This is a genomic window from Stenotrophomonas sp. KH_029 (assembly GCF_057839765.1).
In genome coordinates this window covers 2,677,595-2,694,320 of record NZ_CM174498.1, presented here as the reverse complement: position 1 = coordinate 2,694,320, position 16,726 = coordinate 2,677,595, and the positions used below count along the sequence as shown (strand labels likewise).

The window sequence follows — 16,726 nt, the reverse complement described above, 5'->3', positions numbered from 1 at the left end:
CTATGCTCTCCAGCACGAACATGCGCAGAAAGAGGTGGTCGGTGAAAGCACATCGGATAGTGGCGTTGGCGGTATTGTCGTTGGCGCTGGCTGGTTGCCAGCAGCAGGCGCCGGACGAGCCGGCCAAGCCGCGCCCGCCGGTGATCCTGATCGAGGCCGACGCGCCGCCGCGCCCGATGAAGCCGGAGCTGCCGCCGCTGTTTGACGATATCGAGCGCCGCACCTTCCAGTTTTTCTGGGATACCACCAACGAAGTCAACGGCCTCAGCCCCGACCGCTATCCGTCGCGCCCGTTTGCCAGCATCGCCTCGGTCGGCTACGCGCTGACCGCCTATCCGATCGGCATCGAGAACGGCTGGGTCAGCCGCAACCAGGCGATCGACCGCACCCTGCTCACCCTGAAGTTCTTCCGCGACCTGCCGATGGGCCCGCAGCGCACCGGCAAGGGCGGCTACAAGGGCTTCTACTACCACTTCCTGGACATGCAGCAGGGCCGTCGTTACGACAGCTGGGTGGAGCTGTCCAGCGTGGATACCGCGCTGCTGATGATGGGCGTGCTGTTCGCGCAGTCCTATTACAGCGGCGATGACCCGCGCGAAAAGGAAATCCGCCAGATCGCCGATACGCTGTACAAGCGCGTGGACTGGACCTGGCTGCAGCAGCGCGCACCGCTGATCTCGATGGGCTGGTTCCCCGAAAGCGGCTTCATCGACCACGACTGGATGGGCTACAACGAGGCGATGATGGTCTACATCCTCGCCCTGGGCTCGCCGACCCATCCGGTCAGCCCGGATGCGTGGACGGTCTGGACGCGCACCTACGACAACGACTGGGGCGTCTACCAGGGCCAGGAATACCTGTCCTTCGGGCCGCTGTTCGGCCACCAGTACACCCACGTCTGGGTAGATTTCCGCGATATCCAGGATGCCTACATGCGCGAGCGTGGCAGCACCTATTTCCTCAACAGCCGTTCGGCCGCACTGGCCCAGCGCGAGTACGCCATCGCCAACCCCATGAACTGGAAGGACTACGGCCAGAACGTGTGGGGGCTCACCGCCAGCGACGGGCCGCAGAACACCACCCAGGAATACCGCGGCGAGCAGCGCCAGTTCCGCCATTACTCCTCGCGCGGCGCCGGCCTGCGCGAGAACTTCGACGACGGCACGATCGCCCCGACCGCGGCGATCGCCTCGGTGGTGTTCGCCCCGGAAGAAGTGATCCCGGCCACGCTGGAGATGCACAAGCGCTACGGCGACTACATCTATTCCAGCTACGGCTTCCTGGATTCGTTCAACCCCAGCTTCAACTACGACATTCCGATCAAGACCGGGCGGTTGGTGCCCGACCGTGGCTGGGTGGCCAGCGACTACATCGGCATCGACCAGGGCCCGATCCTGACCATGATCGCCAACTACCGGAACGATTTCGTCTGGGACGTGATGAAGAAGAACGCGCATATCCGCAAGGGCCTGGAGCGCGCCGGCTTCAGCGGCGGCTGGCTGACCCCGGAAGGGGAGGACCAGCCGCTGGAACTGCAGAAAGATGAAAAGGCGGCCTCGGCACGCTCGGTCGGCATCGCCGAATCGCGCGCGGCCGCCGCCCAGGAACAGAAGAACAGCTCCACTTCGAACCGCAACCAGCCTCAAGGGAAGTAAGCAGTGCCATTGTCGTCGCGCCCCAAGCTGGGTCTGAGTCTGTTGCTGCTGCTGGTCGGCAGCCTGCTGTTGAGTGCCTGCCGCAAGGAGCCCGAAGGGGTGACCGTGCGGTTCTGGGCGATGGGCCGCGAGGCCGAAGTGGTCAGCGGCCTGATCCGCGAGTTCGAGGCCGAAAACCCCGGCATCCACGTCGATGTGCAGAACATCCCGTGGACGGCCGCGCACGAGAAGCTGCTGACCGCCTTCGCCGCCGAGGGCCTGCCGGACGTATGCCAGCTGGGCAATACCTGGATCCCCGAGTTCGCCGAGCTCAACACCCTGACCCCGCTGCAGCCGTACGTGGCCCGGTCAAAGGTGGTCGACCCGGCCGACTACTTCCAGGGCATCTGGGATACCAACGTGGTGCACGATGAGCTGGTCGGGGTGCCGTGGTACGTCGACACGCGCCTGCTGTACTACCGCAAGGATCTGCTTGCCCAGGCCGGCTTCGACCACCCGCCGCGCACCTGGGCCGAGTGGAACACCATGATGGCCGCGATCAAGAAGATGCAGGGCCCCACGCGTTACGCGGTGCTGATGCCGATCAACGAGTTCGAGCAGCAGCTGTCCTTCGCCCTGCAGCAGCCCGACCCGCTGCTGCGCGACGATGACACCCGCGGCAACTTCAGCAGTCCCGGCTTCCGCAGGACGCTGGGCTTCTACGAAAACATGTTCGCCCAGGGCTGGGCGCCGCGCATGTCCGAGACCCAGATCTCCAACGTCTGGGACGAGTTCTTCCGCGGTTTCAACGTGTTCTACCTGTCCGGCCCGTGGAACATCCGCGAGTTCAAGAAGCTGCAGCCCAAGGAACTGGAAGGCAAGTGGGGCACCGCCGCGCTGCCGGGCCCGGATGGCCCTGGCGCGGGCATCGCCGGCGGCACCAGCCTGGTGATCTTCCGTTCCTCGCAGCAGAAGGAAGCCTCGTGGAAGCTGATCGAGTTCCTGTCGCGCCCGGCCATCCAGGAACGTTTCCATTCCATCATCGGCGACCTGCCGCCGCGGCGCAGCACCTGGGAATACCCCTCGCTGGCCAACGACCCGCTGGCGCAGCCGTTCCGCGACCAGCTCGAGCGGGTCAAGCCGACCCCCAAGGTGCTGGAGTGGGAGCGGATCGTGCAGGAAATGCGGATCATCACCGAACAGGTGGTGCGTGGTGGCCTTGATCAGGATGTGGCAGTGAAGGAACTGGACAAGCGCGTGGACAAGGTCCTCGCCAAACGCCGCTGGATGCACCAGCAGCAGGCCGCTGCGGCCGATGCCGATGCCGCGGCGCCGGCCACGGAGGCCGCGCCATGAAGCAGCGTTCGCTTGCCGGCTGGATGTTCGCCGGCCCGGCCATCCTGGTCATCGGCGTGTTCTTCGGCCTGCCGGTGGCCTCGGCGCTGGCGCTGAGCATCACCGACTTCGACCTGTACGCGCTGGCCGACGGCGCCAACCTGCGCTTTGTCGGACTGGGCAACTACATCGACCTGCTGCAGACCCCGATGTTCTGGAAGTCGCTGTGGAACACCACGTATTTCGTGATCGTGGGCGTGCCGATGTCGATCGCGGTGTCGCTGGGCGCGGCGATCCTGCTCAATGCGCCGGCGGCGCGCTTCAAGGCGTTGTTCCGCACCGCGCTGTTCGCCCCGGTGGTGACCACCCTGGTGGCGGTGGCGGTGATCTGGCGCTACCTGTTCCACACCAGCTACGGCCTGGTCAACTACGGCCTGGGCCACCTGGGCATCAGCCCGATCGACTGGCTCGGCGACCCCAACTGGGCGATGCCGACCATCATGCTGTTCGCGGTGTGGAAGAACTTCGGCTACAACATGGTGATCTTCCTGGCCGGCCTGCAGGCGATCCCGCACGACCTGTACGAGGCCGCGCGCATCGACGGCGCCTCGCGCTGGAAGCAGTTCCTGCACATCACCCTGCCCATGCTCGGCCCGGTGCTGCTGGTGGTGGGGGTGATCACCGTGTCCGGTTACTTCCAGCTGTTCGCCGAACCCTACGTGATGACCCGCGGCGACCCCCTGCAGAGCACCGTGAGCGTGCTGTACTTCATGTTCGAGGAAGGCTTCAAGTGGTGGAACCTGGGCCGCGCCTCGGCGGTGGCGTTCCTGTTGTTCCTGATCATCCTGGCGGTGACCAGCGTCATGCTGCGTTTCGGCCGCAAGAGGCAGTTGGTATGAGTCGTGAAATCGGCCAGTCGCGCTGGCATGCATGGTGGGTCAACGGTGGGCTGAGCGTGCTGGCGCTGGTCAGCCTGGCCCCGCTGCTGTGGATGCTGTCGGTGTCGTTCATGCCCACCGGCGAGGCGGCGCATTTCCCGCCGCCGCTGCTGCCCTCGGCGCTGACCACGGCCAACTACCACGAGCTGTTCGCGCGGACCGGGATGGGCAACAACTTCGTCAACAGCCTGCTGGTCTCGCTGGCCATCACGCTGGGCTCGCTGCTGCTCAACACGATGGGCGGCTACGCTTTTGCCAAGCTGCGCTTCGCCGGCCGCGAGCGCATCTTCCAGATGCTGCTGGCCGCGCTGGTGATCCCGGCTCAGGTGGCGATGCTGCCGCTGTTCCTGCTGATGAAGCAGCTGGGCCTGGTCAACAGCTTCGGCGGGGTGATCGTGCCGGCGCTGGCCAGCGTGTTCGGTATCTTCCTGGTGCGCCAGTACGCGCGCTCGATCCCCGACGAGCTGCTGGAAGCGGCGCGCATCGACGGGGCAGGGGAGATGCGGATCTTCTTCCAGATCGTGCTGCCGATGCTCAAGCCGGTACTGGTGACCCTGTCGATCTTCACCTTCATGGGCGCCTGGAACGATTTCATGTGGCCGTTGATCGTGCTGACCGACCAGGAGCACTACACTTTGCCGGTCGCCCTGGCCACCTTGTCGCGCGAACACATCATGGACGTGGAGATGATGATGGCCGGCGCGGTGGTTACGGTGGTACCGGTGCTGCTGCTGTTCCTGGCATTGCAGCGTTATTACATCCAGGGTCTGCTGTTGGGGAGTGTCAAAGGGTGAAGCATGCTGCGGCGGTGATGGGTCTGGGTCTGGTCTGGTCACTGGCGGCCTCGGCCGCTGCGCCACCGCCGTTGCCGGCACCGAAGCTGCTGGACAGCTTCGACGACATGGCCCCGTGGAAACTGGTGCTGTCCGACCAGGTCAGCGGTTCGCTGCGCAGCGTCGCCGGCAACGGCGGCGGCCGCGCCCTGTGCGTGGACTACGACTTCCACGAGGTGTCCGGCTACGTGGGCATCCGCCGCGAGCTGGGCATCGAGTTCCCGGAAAACTACCAGCTGGGCTTCCAGCTGCGTGGCGACTCGCCGGCCAACGACCTGCAGTTCAAGCTGATCGATGCCAGCGGCGACAACGTGTGGTGGGTCAACCGGCCCGGCTATGCGTTCCCCAAGACCTGGACCGGCGTGCAGTACCGCGCCCGCCAGATCGACAAGGCCTGGGGCCCGGATGCGGACAAGACCCTCAAGCGCAGCGCGGCGGTGGAGTTCACCATCTACAACAAGGTCGGCGGCAAGGGCACGGTGTGCTTCGACCGGCTCACTCTGCAGGGCCTGCCGCCGATGGACACCTCGGCGCTGGCACCGTCGGTGATTGCCGATACCGCCACCGCGCTGCAGAGCCGCATCGCCGATGGCAAGGCCGACACGGTCTGGATCAGCGGCGGGGTGCCCGACCAGACCATCAGCCTGGACCTGCACAAGCTGCGCGAGTTCGGCGGGGCGGTGATCCAGTGGCTGCCCGGGCTGGAGGCCACCCGTTACGTGGTGCGCACCTCGCAGGACGGGCGCAACTGGCGGCAGGTGCGCGAAATCACCGCCGGTGGCGGCGGCCGCGACTGGCTGGCGCTGCCCGATACCGAGGCGCGCTACCTGCGCTTTGATCTCAAGGGCGGCCCGAGCTGGCGCTACGGCATCCGCGACATCAGCCTCAAGCCGCTGGAATTTGCCGCTACCCCCAACGATTTCATCCGCTCGGTCGGCACCGACCTGCCGCGCGGCTTCGTGCCGCGTGGCTTCAGCGGCGAGCAGCCGTACTGGACCCTGCTGGGTCTGGATGGCGGCCGCGAACAGGCCCTGATCGGCGAAGACGGCGCGCTGGAAGTGGCCAAGGCCAGCTTCAGCGTGGAGCCGTTCGTGCTGGTGGACAACAAGAAGCTGCTGAGCTGGGCTGAGGTGAACAGCCGCCAGTCGCTGCAGGACGATTACCTGCCGATCGCCAGCGTGGATTGGAGCCACGACAAGGCCGCGCTGCAGGTCACCGGTTTCGTGCAGGGCACGGCCGACAAGGCGCAGCTGGTCGGCCGCTACACCCTGCGCAATCCGGACAAGGTCGCCCACGACTACACCCTGGCCCTGGCGGTACGCCCCTGGCAGGTCAACCCGCCGACCCAGTTCCTCAATACCGTCGGTGGCTTCAGCCGGATCGACAACCTGGCCGTGAGCCCCACCCAGGTGGAGGTCAACGGCAGTCCACGGGTGTATGCGTTGCAGCCGGCCGACGCCGCCTTCGCCACCGCTTTTGACAGCAAGCTGGAGGTGGAGCACCTGGCCGACGGCACGCTGCCGGCCACCGGCGAGGTCGCCGACGCCACCGGGCTGGCCTCCGGCGCGCTGCTGTACCGCTGGCGGCTGGAGCCGGGCCAGAGCCGTGAGGTGGCCATCGTGCTGCCGCAGACCGGCAACTGGGCGATGCCTGCGGACTTCGATGCGGGCAGGGCGCAGCAGGCGGTCGCCTCGATGTGGCGGACCAAGCTGGACCAGGTGAGCCTGCAGCTGCCGGCGGCCGGCAAGCCGTTGGCCGATACCCTGCGCACGGCGCTGGCGCACATGCTGATCTCGCGGATCGGGCCCAGCCTGCAGCCGGGCACGCGCTCGTATTCGCGCAGCTGGATCCGCGACGGCGCGATGATTTCCGAAGGGCTGCTGCGCATGGGCCGCAGCGATGCGGTGCGCGACTACGTCAGCTGGTATGCGCCGCACCAGTTCGACAACGGCAAGGTGCCGTGCTGCGTGGATGCGCGCGGCAGCGACCCGGTGCCGGAGAACGACAGCCATGGCGAGCTGATCTTCAACATCGCCGAATACTGGCGCTACACCGGCGACAGCACCTTCCTGGAAGCCATGTGGCCGCATGTGCAGGGCGCGTACCAGTACATGGAGCGGCTGCGCCTGAGCGAGCGCACCGAGGAAAACCGCGCGCTCAACCCGGCCTTCTACGGGATGATGCCGGCCTCGATCAGCCACGAAGGCTATTCGGCCAAGCCGATGCATTCGTACTGGGACAACTTCTGGGCGCTGCGCGGCTACAAGGACGCGGCGATCATCGCCAGCACCCTGGGCAAGCTGGATGCGATGCAGATCAGCGCGTCGCGCGACCAGTTCCGCGATGACCTGCAGGCCTCGCTGCTGGCCGCGGTAAACCTGCACAAGATCGATTACCTGCCCGGGTCGGCCGAGCTGGGCGACTTCGATGCCACTTCCACCACCATCGCACTGGCCCCGGGCGGTGAACAGGGCCGGCTGCCGCAGCCGTACCTGGACAACACCTTCGAACGTTACTGGACCGAGTTCGAGCAGCGCCGCGACGGCAAGCGCGAATGGAAGGACTACACCCCCTACGAATGGCGCAACGTCGCCGCGTTCGTGCGCCTGGGCTGGCGCGACCGTGCCTGGCAGGCCACCGGCTTCTTCTTCAACGACCGCGCCCCGCAGGCGTGGAACCAGTGGGCCGAAGTGGTCTCGCGCACTCCGCGCAAACCGTTCTTCGTCGGTGACCTGCCGCACGCCTGGGTGGCCTCGGACTTCGTGCGTTCGGCGCTGGACATGTTCGCCTACAACCGCGACGTCGATGACAGCCTGGTGCTGGCCGCCGGCGTGCCCTCGCGCTGGCTGGAGGCACCGGGCATCGCGGTCAAGGGCCTGCGCACGCCCAACGGCCTGCTCAACTACGCGCTGGTCCGCAACGACAAGCAGCTGGTGCTGGAACTGCCGGCCGGGCTGGTGCCGCCGCACGGCGGGGTGATCCTGCCGTGGCCCTACAGCGGTGAGCCCGGCGACACCACCATCAACGGCGAAGCGGCGCAGTGGTTGAACGGCGAGCTGCGCATCACCCAGGTGCCGGCCCGGGTCGAGATCGACATCCCGGCCGCGGTGCGCCGCGCCGAACGCAAGGTGCCGTAATGCAGCCGATGCAGGCATTGCGCATCGGCTGCGCCGGGTGGCTGTGCGCGCTGCTGCTGGCCGCCGTGCCGGCGCTGGCCGGTGCGGCCGACCGCGCCGATGCGGCCGCGCCGGGCATGAGCATGGTCACCTTCAACCTGCACCACGACCGCGAGGACTGGCCGGCGCGGCGCCGGGTGATCCTGCGCGAACTGCAGGCATTGCAGCCGGACGCGATCGCGCTGCAGGAGGTGATCCAGAAACCCCGGGTGCGCAACCAGGCCGCCTGGCTGGCGCGCAGGCTGGGCTACGACTACCAGTTCGTTTCCACCGACCCGCCCGGCAGCGCCAAACGCTATGGCAACGCGCTGCTCACCCGGCGCCCGGTGCTGGCGCGCAACGAACACCTGCTGGCGCCGCTGGGCGACTACCGCACCGTGGCGCACCTGCGCATCGCCATCGACGCACACGCCGTCAATGTCTATGCCACCCACTTGAACGAACGCAGCGATGCCGACGGCAGCCGCATCCGCGCCGAGCAGGTGGCCGATCTGTTGCGTTTCATCGCCGCCACCGCCGACGGCGCCCCGGTGGTGATTGCCGGGGATTTCAACGCGCTGGTCGATGCCGGCGACCTGAGTGAACTGCGCAACCGCTACGGCGACAGCTTCGGCAGCGTGCACGTCAATACCGCGCAGTCCCCGGTCAGCACGCTCAACCGGCACTACTTCGATGCGCCACGCCGCATCGACCACATCTTCTTCCAGCAGGACCAGCTGCTCGCGCGCGAGGCAACGCTGCTGTTCGACCAGCCCTATGCCGAAGGCCGCTGGGCCTCGGACCATTACGGGGTCTGGACGCGGCTGCAGTTCGCCCCCAGCCCGGGCAGCCCGGCCGCCACCACGCCCTGATCGGGGAAACGCAGCCACGCGTGGCGTGGCTCTCCCCCCGGGTTGCGTGGCCGCGTCGATAGCGTAGAGCCACGCCATGCGTGGCTGTTCCTGCACCATCGGCGCGCAACCGGCGCGTTACGGAACGGTCTGCTCGCTGATCTTTTCCCACGCCTGGCCGTCGCGCGTACGCCAGGTGCCGCCCGTGGCGCAGCACCCGCCGGCGCCGAACGCCATCCGGCCAAGCACCGCAACCACCGCGCCGTCTTCCTGCCGCAGCGACTGCCGCTGGCAAGCGGTGAAGAAGGGGTAGGGCGGCGGAGCCAGTACCTCGGTAAGCGTGACCGCCTCATCAGGCCCACGCGTCACCCGGAACACCTTGCAGTCCTGCGCGAGCAGTTCGACGTCAGCGCCCCCCAGCCGGTTGCGGACGACATCCTCCGGTGCGGCATCGCGCAGGGCGATGGCGTCCTTGCTGAGCACGGGCGGGTCGGGCTGGCAGGCGCAGAGCGCGCACAGCAGCAGCGGGCACATGGGCAACAGCAGGCGCAGGTTCATCGGCCGAGCATGCCACAGCAGGCCGTAAACGCAGACAGCGGCCCGAAGGCCGCTGTCTGCGTTTGCTGGTGACGCCTGGCCGGTATCAGCCCTTGTCGTGCTTTTCCGGATCCTGCGGCTCGGCCTGCACCACGTCGGTGGAGGCTTCATCGCTGGTGTCGGCCGGCGCGGCCGGATCGGCAGCGTCGTTGCCGGCCACGGCCTGACCGGCGGCGTTGCCGAACAGCTGGCCGCTGCGCGCGACCGGGGCGGTGTCGACCGCTTCGGCGCGTGCCACCGGCGCCGGGGCGGCCGCTTCGGGCTGGGCCCGGGCAGCGACCACGGCATCGAGCATGCTGGTCTGCACTGGGCGCGGGGCCTGTACCGGGGCGGCTTCAACGACGGTCGGGGCTGCGACCGGGGCGGCTTCCACCGCCGGGGCAGCAGCGACGACCGGCGCCGCTTCCATCACCGGGGCGGGCACAACCACCGGGGCCGGGGTCGGCTCCGGGGCAGCGGCCACGGCCGGGGTCTGCGCCACCGGCTCCACCGCCACCGGGGCAGTGGCCACCGGCGCGGCCGGCGTCACCACCGGGGCCACGGCGACCGGGGTCACCACGGCAGCCGGTTCGGCGGCAACCGGGGCGACCGGAGCCGGTGCCGGTTCCACCACCGGGGCAGCGGCCGCAGCCGGGCGCGGGGCCTGGACGGCAGCGACCGGCGCGGTGGCTTCCACCCGGGCCGGGGCCGGGGTCGGGCTTTCCACGAACGGGACGCGGTCGGTGTAGGAGGCCGGGGCCTTTTCGGCCGCCGCTTCAGCCACCGGGGCCGGGCTCGGCTCGGCCGGGGCGGCGTTCACCACCGGGCTGCTGACCACCGCTGCCGGTGCGGCAGCGGCGACGGCGGCGACCGTCGGGGCCGGGCGCGGAGCCTGGACCGGTGCGGCGGCCGGCGCACTGCCGGCTTCGTCATCGAACTCGAACTCCGGCTGCGGCTGGCCGTTGTCGGCGGCCTGGCGCTCGAAGGCGGCGGTGTTGCCACCGTCCAGATCGCCGTCCTGGTCGTCGCCGTCGTCATCCAGACCGTTGTCGTCGCCATTGAGCCCATCGCTGCCCGCTGCCTGCTCGCCATTGCCACGACGACGACGACGGCCACCGCGACGGCCGCGACGACGGCGCGAGGCGCCTTCGCCATTGGCATCGTCGCCATTGGCCGGCGCATCGCCGTGATCCAGCGCATCGCCTGCGTCGGCTTGGGTCGCTGCGCCGGCCTGCTCGGCCTGCGCGGCGGTATCGGCCGGGCGCTCGGTGCCATCCAGCGCATCGCTGACGGTCAGTGCGGCAGCGGCCAGCACGGCGGCATCGGCCGGCGTTGCAGCGGCCTGCACCGGCTTGGCGGCGTCGGCCTGCGGCTGGCGGGCCGGGCGTTCACCGGCCACGGCCTTGTCGGCCTCGCCCTGCGGCGGCCGGGGCTGCTTCTGCTTCAGCTTGGGCTGCTGCTGTTCATTGCGCGGCTTGGCCGGCTGCTGCTCGTTGCGCGGCTTGCCCTGGCCGGGCGCCTGCACCTGCGCGGCATTGCCGTTGGCCGGAGCGGCGGCGGTGTCCTGGCGGCGCTCGTCGCGACGCTCGTTCTTGCCGCCGCGCTCGCCACCACGCTCGCCACGTTCACCGCGCTGGTCCTTGCCACGGCCCTGGGCCTGCTGGCCGCCGCCGTTGCCGTTGCGCTCACCGCGCTCGTCGCGGCGACCGTTACGGTCCTTGTTGCGGTCCTTGTTGCGGTTGTTGCGGTTGCCGTCCTGGGCCGGGCGATTGCCCGCCTGCGGGGCGGCGGCCGGAGCCGGTTCGCCACTGAAGATGCGCTTGAGCCAACCGACCACGCCGGTTGCCGCCGGTGCGGCCACCGGGGCAGGGGCGACCGGCGCCGGTGCGGTTTCCGGTTCGGGCGCTTCGCGCACCGGGGCCGGCTGGCTGTGCTTGACCTGGGTCACCGCCGGGGCCACCGGGATGTTCAGCTGGGCCTTGGTCAGGGCGTGCACCGGCAGCTTGCGCGGGGTGCCGCGCTGGTAGCTCGGCTTGCCGCTGTCCTCGCCCAGCTCGTTGTCGCGCAGGCGCGTGACTTCGTAGTGCGGGGTATGCAGCTGCTCGTCGGCCACGATCACGATCGGCGCGTCATGGCGCTGTTCGATTTCCCGCAGCGCGCCGCGCTTTTCGTTGAGCAGGTAGTTGGCGATCTCGACCGGGGCCTGGACCAGTACCTGCCCGGTGTTTTCCTTCATCGCATGCTCTTCGGCCACGCGGATGATGGCCAGCGACAGCGACTCCACGCTGCGCATGCGGCCATGGCCATCGCAACGCGGGCAGATGATCTGGCTGGATTCGCCCAGGCTCGGTCGCAGGCGCTGGCGGCTCATTTCCATCAGGCCAAAGCGCGAGATGCGGCCCAGCTGCACGCGTGCACGGTCGTACTTGAGCGCGTTCTGCAGGCGGTTTTCGACTTCGCGCTGGTGCTTGTTGGAGGCCATGTCGATGAAATCGATCACCACCAGGCCGCCCAGGTCGCGCAGGCGCAGCTGGCGGGCCACTTCTTCGGCCGCTTCCAGGTTGGTCTGGAACGCGGTGTCCTCGATGTCGCTGCCCTTGGTGGCGCGCGAGGAGTTGACGTCCACGGCGGTCAGCGCTTCGGTCTGGTCGACCACGATCGAACCGCCCGACGGCAGGCGCACGTTGCGCTCATACGCGCCTTCGATCTGCGATTCGATCTGGAAGCGGTTGAACAGCGGGATGTCGTCCTTGTAATGCTTGAGCTTGCGCAGGGTCTGCGGCATCACCTGCTGCATGAACTCGCGGGCGGTCTCGTACAGCTCCTCGGTGTCCACCAGGATCTCGCCGACGTCGGCGCGCAGGTAGTCGCGCAGGGCGCGCACGATCAGGCGCGATTCCTGGTAGATCAGGAACGGAGCCGGCTTGGTCAGCGCCGCTTCGGCGATCGACTTCCACACCTGCAGCAGGTAGTCCAGGTCCCACTGCAGTTCTTCGGCATCGCGGCCGACGCCGGCGGTGCGGATGATCACGCCCATGTCGTCGGGGATGTTCAGCTTGTCCAGCGCTTCCTTCAGCGCGGCGCGGTCTTCGCCCTCGATCCGGCGCGAGACGCCGCCGGCGGTCGGCGAGTTGGGCATCAGCACCATGTAGCGGCCGGCCAGCGAGATGAACGTGGTCAGGGCCGCGCCCTTGTTGCCACGCTCTTCCTTGTCCACCTGGACCACCACTTCCTGGCCCTCGCGCAACAGCTCGCGGATGCCGGCCTTGTTGTGGTCGACCCCGGCCTGGAAGTAATCGCGGGAGATTTCCTTCAGCGGCAGGAAGCCATGGCGCTCGCCACCGTACTCGACGAAGGCTGCTTCCAGCGACGGCTCAAGGCGGGTGATGCGGCCCTTGTAGATGTTCGACTTTTTCTGTTCCTTGGACGGCTGTTCGATGTCGATGTCGTACAGCGTCTGGCCATCCACGATGGCTACCCGCAGCTCTTCGGCCTGCGTGGCGTTGATCAGCATTCGCTTCATACTTGCGTTCCTCGCGCGCTGCTACCGCGCGGAACGCCATGGGGTTTCGCTTCTGGTCACGCTTCGACGCCCATCGCGCAGGCGCGGGGAGGACGGCTTGGGTTTCCAGCGCTACAACACCACGGCAGGCCGCGGGAGCGCTTCTTTGTGTTTTGGTTTGGGTGTTACGGGGCCGGAGGCAGCTGTCAGCCAGGCTGGAGCGCCACAGGGACATGTTTTTCAGCACAAATGCTTGTCAGGCATCCGGCGATGGCCGGGACCGCCGGTGAGCCGCTAACATGGCCGCCCCGGGGGCGGTGGCTGCAGCACTGTGCCGGAATCGCGGGAAGTCGGGCTTCTGGCCCAGAGCAACTTCCAACGAAATCAATCCCTTATCTCGCCCGCCGAGTGTAACAGAATAAAAGGCCAATGACCGTTACCGAGCCCACCCCCAAAGCCGCTGAAGCCATGACCAGCGTACGTATCATCACTGTCCCGGCCGACCGCGCCGGGCAACGCCTGGACAACTTCCTGCTCGGCCAGCTCAAGGGTGCACCGCGCAGCCTGATCTACAAACTGGTGCGGAGCGGGCAGGTCCGGGTCAACGGCGGCCGTGCCAAGGCCGAGCGCAAGCTCGAAGGCGGCGACGAAGTACGGGTCCCGCCGGTTCGTCTCACTGAAGAAGGAGACAAGGCCGGGCCGCCGCCTTCGTTCATGAAACGTCTGGAAGATGCCATCGTGTTCGAGGACGATCGGCTGCTGGCGCTGAACAAGCCGTCCGGCGTGGCCAGCCACGGCGGCAGCGGGATCAGCTTCGGCGCGATCGAGACCCTGCGCGCGCTGCGCCCGGGCAAGACCCTGGAACTGGTGCACCGGCTGGACCGGGACACCTCCGGCCTGCTGATCGTGGCCAAGAAGCGCTCGGCCCTGAGCGAACTGCAGGCGCTGCTGCGTGAAGACCACGGCGCCGGCATCCGCAAGCGCTACCTGACCCTGCTGGTGGGGCGCATGCCCGACGGCACCATGACCGTGGACGCGCCGCTGCACGTGGGCCTGCGCCAGGGCGGCGAGCGCCACGTCCAGGTCAACCCGATCGGCAAGGAGTCGATCAGCCACTTCAGCGTATTGGAGCGCAAGGGCGGGCATTCGTACTGCGAGGTGCGCATCGAGACCGGCCGCACCCACCAGATCCGCGTACACGCCCAGCACCTGGGCCATCCGGTGGCCGGGGACGACAAGTACGGCGATGCGGACGTCAACAAGCGGCTGCGCGAGCAGATCGGTCTCAAGCGCCTGTTCCTGCACGCCGCCTCGCTGGAGTTCGCGCTGGACGCGGGCAAGACCCCGTACCTGATCAACGCGCCGCTGGCCGATGAGCTGGTGGAGGTGTTGAACCGGTTGAAATAGTGCCGGCGTAGGCCGCATCGACGGGGTAGGTACCGACCGTTGGTCGGTACGCGCCCACGCCAATCACCCCAGGCCGGCATGACCAACGGTCATGCCCTACCGCTTCCCGCCCACACGGGCCAGCCTCACCATTTGAACAACACCAGGCTGATCGCCAGGCTGCCCATGCCGGCCACCAGGCCGTACACGGTTTCGTGGCCCTTGGCGTAGCGTTTGGCCGCCGGCAGCAGCTCGTCCAGGGCCAGGAACACCATCACCCCGGAAATCAGCCCGAACACCCAGCCGAAGGTGGCGTGGTTGAGCATGCCCGACAGCGCGAAGTAGCCGATCGCCGCGCCCACCGGCTCGGCCAGCCCGGACAACAGGCTGGCGCCGAAGGCATACCACTTGTTCTGCGTGGCGAAGTACACCGGCACCGCGATGGCGATGCCTTCGGGGATGTTGTGGATGGCGATGGCGAACGCCAGCGGCATGCCCACCGCCGGGCTTTCCAGGGTGGCAAAGAAGGTGGCCAGGCCCTCGGGGAAGTTGTGCGCGGTGATCGCAATGGCGGTCAGCAGGCCCACCCGCCGGATATAGGCCTTGTTGTTGTCGCGGAACAACGGGTCCTGCTTGTCCAGGCTCTCGTGCGGATTGGGAATGAGGTGGTCGATCACCACGATCAGCAGCACCCCGGCCAGGAACGCGGCGGTGCCGTAGGCAAAGCCCAGGCGCGCGTCATAGGCCTGGGTGAACGAGTCGATCGCCTTGTTGAGGATCTCGGTCAGCGACACGAACACCATCGCGCCACCGGCAAAGGCCAGCCCGAACGCCAGCAGGCGCGGGTTGGGGCGGCGCGAGAACAGCACCATCAGGCTGCCCAGGCCGGTGGCCAGGCCGGCGGCCAGGGTTACGCCCAGTGCGATCCAGACGTTTTCAGAAGAGATTTCCAACATGCGCCACGGCATCCTTGTTCAAGTACGGCGCGCCCCGGTGGAGGCGCGCGACGGGAGGCGTGGCGAAGGCTGACCTCGATCAGGGGGGGCAATCAACCGCCCCGGCGCAACCGCTCTTCCACGGCAAAGCACTCATCGGGCTTGGGTTGCGGCGGATTGAAGCTGACCGGCACCTGGATGGTGGTCGATACCGTCTGCCCGGCGCGGGTGGCGGCCTTGAACTGCCAGCCCTTCACCGCCTTGCTGGCCAGTTCGTCGAGCTGGATGTTGCCGCTGCCGGTCACCAGGTTGACCTGGGCCGGCGCGCCGTCGCTGGCGATCACCACCTTGAAGGTGCTGGTGCCGCCGATGCCCTGGCAGGCCAGTTCGATCGGGTACTGCGGTGGCGGGGTCTTGACCGCGGCCACCTCGGTCGGCGCGGCTACCGGGGCTTCCGGCGCGGCCGGCTGGTTGCAGCCGGCCAGGGCGGTCAGGGCGATGCTGGACAACACAAGGGTCTGCAGTTTCATGGGAATCACTCCGTCAGGGCCGAAGCCCTGGCTGCACAGATGAAGTCGTTTTCGCTCAGCCCGCCCACGTCGTGGGTGGAAAAGCGCACCACCGCGCGGTCGTAATGCACCCCCAGGTCCGGGTGGTGGTCCTCGCGGTGGGCCACCCAGGCCAGGGCGTTCACGAACGCCATGGTTCGATGGTAGTCCTTGAAGCGGAAGGTGCGGGTCAGCGCCTGGCCCTGCTCGGCCAGCTCCCAGCCCGGGACCTGCGCCAGCAGTTCGGCCACCCGGGCCTGGCCCAGCTTGTGGTCGCTGCCCTTGCGCGGCACGCAGTGCGCCTGTGCCAGCGGAATCGAGTCGGCCATGAAAATCCTCCACTCCAATGTTGTTGCGGGATGCCTGAACGATGCGCCGCCCGGTGTATAAGCCGAATGAGCGCATAACATGTAAGCCGCTAGAATAGCCCGATGATCCAGATATCCGACACTGCCCAGACCTATTTCCGCAAGCTGATCGAGCGTGAGGCCGTGCCCGGCATGGGCGTGCGCCTGAGCGCGGTCGACCCCGGCACCCCGCGCGCCGATGCCCGCCTGGAGTTCGCCGAGCCGAGCCAGTTGCTGGGCGATGAGTGGGCGGTGGACTGCGACGGCTTCACCCTGTTTGTCGATGCCCCCAGCGTGGGCTGGCTGGATGGGGCCGAGATCGACATCGTCAGCAACGCCGCCGGCAGCCAGCAGCTCACCATCAAGGCACCGAAGATCAAGGGCGAAGCCCCCGGCCAGTCCGATTCGCTGATCGAACGGGTGCGCTGGGTGGTGGAGAACGAAGTGAACCCGCAGCTGGCCTCCCATGGCGGCAAGGTGGCGGTACAGGAAGTCTCCGCCGACGGCGTGGTGCTGCTGCGCTTCGGTGGCGGTTGCCAGGGTTGCGGCATGGCCGATGTCACGCTCAAGCAGGGCATCGAGAAGACCTTGATGGGCCGTGTGCCGGGCATCACCGCCGTGCGCGATGCGACCGACCACGACAGTGGGCACGCACCGTACATCCCGCGCGGCACGGCCGCCTGATC

13 protein-coding genes are annotated in these 16,726 nt (G+C 67.9%); 8 read left to right on the top strand and 5 right to left on the bottom strand.

The window, feature by feature from the left end:
* Positions 1–20 precede the first annotated feature (20 nt).
* From AC3ITM_RS12205 to AC3ITM_RS12180, 6 genes are read left to right on the top strand one after another with little or no spacing between them, the layout of a single operon-like run.
* Entirely contained in the window at positions 21–1,655 is a 1,635-nt protein-coding gene (locus AC3ITM_RS12205; protein WP_228886837.1) for a glucoamylase family protein, read from the top strand.
* Between the two features lie 33 nt (positions 1,656–1,688).
* Complete coding sequence (locus AC3ITM_RS12200; RefSeq protein ID WP_489270099.1) at positions 1,689–2,990, top strand: sugar ABC transporter substrate-binding protein; 1,302 nt, start codon at positions 1,689–1,691, stop codon at positions 2,988–2,990.
* On the top strand, positions 2,987–3,868 hold the full coding sequence (locus AC3ITM_RS12195; RefSeq protein ID WP_228886838.1) for a carbohydrate ABC transporter permease: 882 nt from the start codon (positions 2,987–2,989) through the stop codon (positions 3,866–3,868). Before AC3ITM_RS12200 ends, AC3ITM_RS12195 begins: the two co-directional genes overlap by 4 nt.
* Complete coding sequence (locus AC3ITM_RS12190; RefSeq protein WP_489265305.1) at positions 3,865–4,701, top strand: carbohydrate ABC transporter permease; 837 nt, start codon at positions 3,865–3,867, stop codon at positions 4,699–4,701. Before AC3ITM_RS12195 ends, AC3ITM_RS12190 begins: the two co-directional genes overlap by 4 nt.
* A 17-nt stretch (positions 4,702–4,718) precedes the next feature.
* A complete protein-coding gene (locus tag AC3ITM_RS12185) occupies positions 4,719–7,877 on the top strand; it encodes a discoidin domain-containing protein (protein ID WP_489270098.1) in 3,159 nt (1,052 codons plus the stop codon).
* Positions 7,877–8,767 carry an endonuclease/exonuclease/phosphatase family protein gene (locus AC3ITM_RS12180; protein WP_489265303.1) on the top strand — a complete coding sequence of 297 codons (891 nt, stop codon included), beginning with the start codon at positions 7,877–7,879 and terminating at the stop codon, positions 8,765–8,767. Before AC3ITM_RS12185 ends, AC3ITM_RS12180 begins: the two co-directional genes overlap by 1 nt.
* A 117-nt stretch (positions 8,768–8,884) precedes the next feature.
* On the opposite strand, the gene AC3ITM_RS12175 is transcribed toward AC3ITM_RS12180, so the two are convergent.
* Positions 8,885–9,304, bottom strand: a complete 420-nt coding sequence (locus tag AC3ITM_RS12175; RefSeq protein WP_489265302.1) for a hypothetical protein — start codon at positions 9,302–9,304, stop codon at positions 8,885–8,887.
* A gap of 85 nt (positions 9,305–9,389) precedes the next feature.
* Positions 9,390–12,845 carry an Rne/Rng family ribonuclease gene (locus AC3ITM_RS12170; protein ID WP_489265300.1) on the bottom strand — a complete coding sequence of 1,152 codons (3,456 nt, stop codon included), beginning with the start codon at positions 12,843–12,845 and terminating at the stop codon, positions 9,390–9,392.
* A gap of 408 nt (positions 12,846–13,253) precedes the next feature.
* On the opposite strand from AC3ITM_RS12170, the gene AC3ITM_RS12165 reads away from it, so the two are divergent.
* Positions 13,254–14,231 (top strand): RluA family pseudouridine synthase, encoded by a 978-nt coding sequence (locus AC3ITM_RS12165; protein ID WP_429000393.1) that lies wholly within the window; start codon positions 13,254–13,256, stop codon positions 14,229–14,231.
* Between the two features lie 125 nt (positions 14,232–14,356).
* Here the strand turns inward: AC3ITM_RS12165 and zupT are convergent, their stop codons facing one another.
* The 3 genes from zupT to AC3ITM_RS12150 all read right to left on the bottom strand — a co-directional run bounded on the left by zupT (position 14,357) and on the right by AC3ITM_RS12150 (position 16,022).
* Positions 14,357–15,166, bottom strand: a complete 810-nt coding sequence (zupT, locus tag AC3ITM_RS12160) for a zinc transporter ZupT (RefSeq protein WP_228886844.1) — start codon at positions 15,164–15,166, stop codon at positions 14,357–14,359.
* A gap of 92 nt (positions 15,167–15,258) precedes the next feature.
* On the bottom strand, positions 15,259–15,675 hold the full coding sequence (locus AC3ITM_RS12155) for an energy transducer TonB (RefSeq protein WP_489265298.1): 417 nt from the start codon (positions 15,673–15,675) through the stop codon (positions 15,259–15,261).
* 5 nt (positions 15,676–15,680) lie between these two features.
* Complete coding sequence (locus AC3ITM_RS12150; RefSeq protein ID WP_489265297.1) at positions 15,681–16,022, bottom strand: 4a-hydroxytetrahydrobiopterin dehydratase; 342 nt, start codon at positions 16,020–16,022, stop codon at positions 15,681–15,683.
* 102 nt (positions 16,023–16,124) lie between these two features.
* Between AC3ITM_RS12150 and AC3ITM_RS12145 the strand changes: the two genes are divergently transcribed.
* Positions 16,125–16,724, top strand: a complete 600-nt coding sequence (locus tag AC3ITM_RS12145; protein WP_489265295.1) for an NfuA family Fe-S biogenesis protein — start codon at positions 16,125–16,127, stop codon at positions 16,722–16,724.
* Positions 16,725–16,726 lie beyond the last annotated feature (2 nt).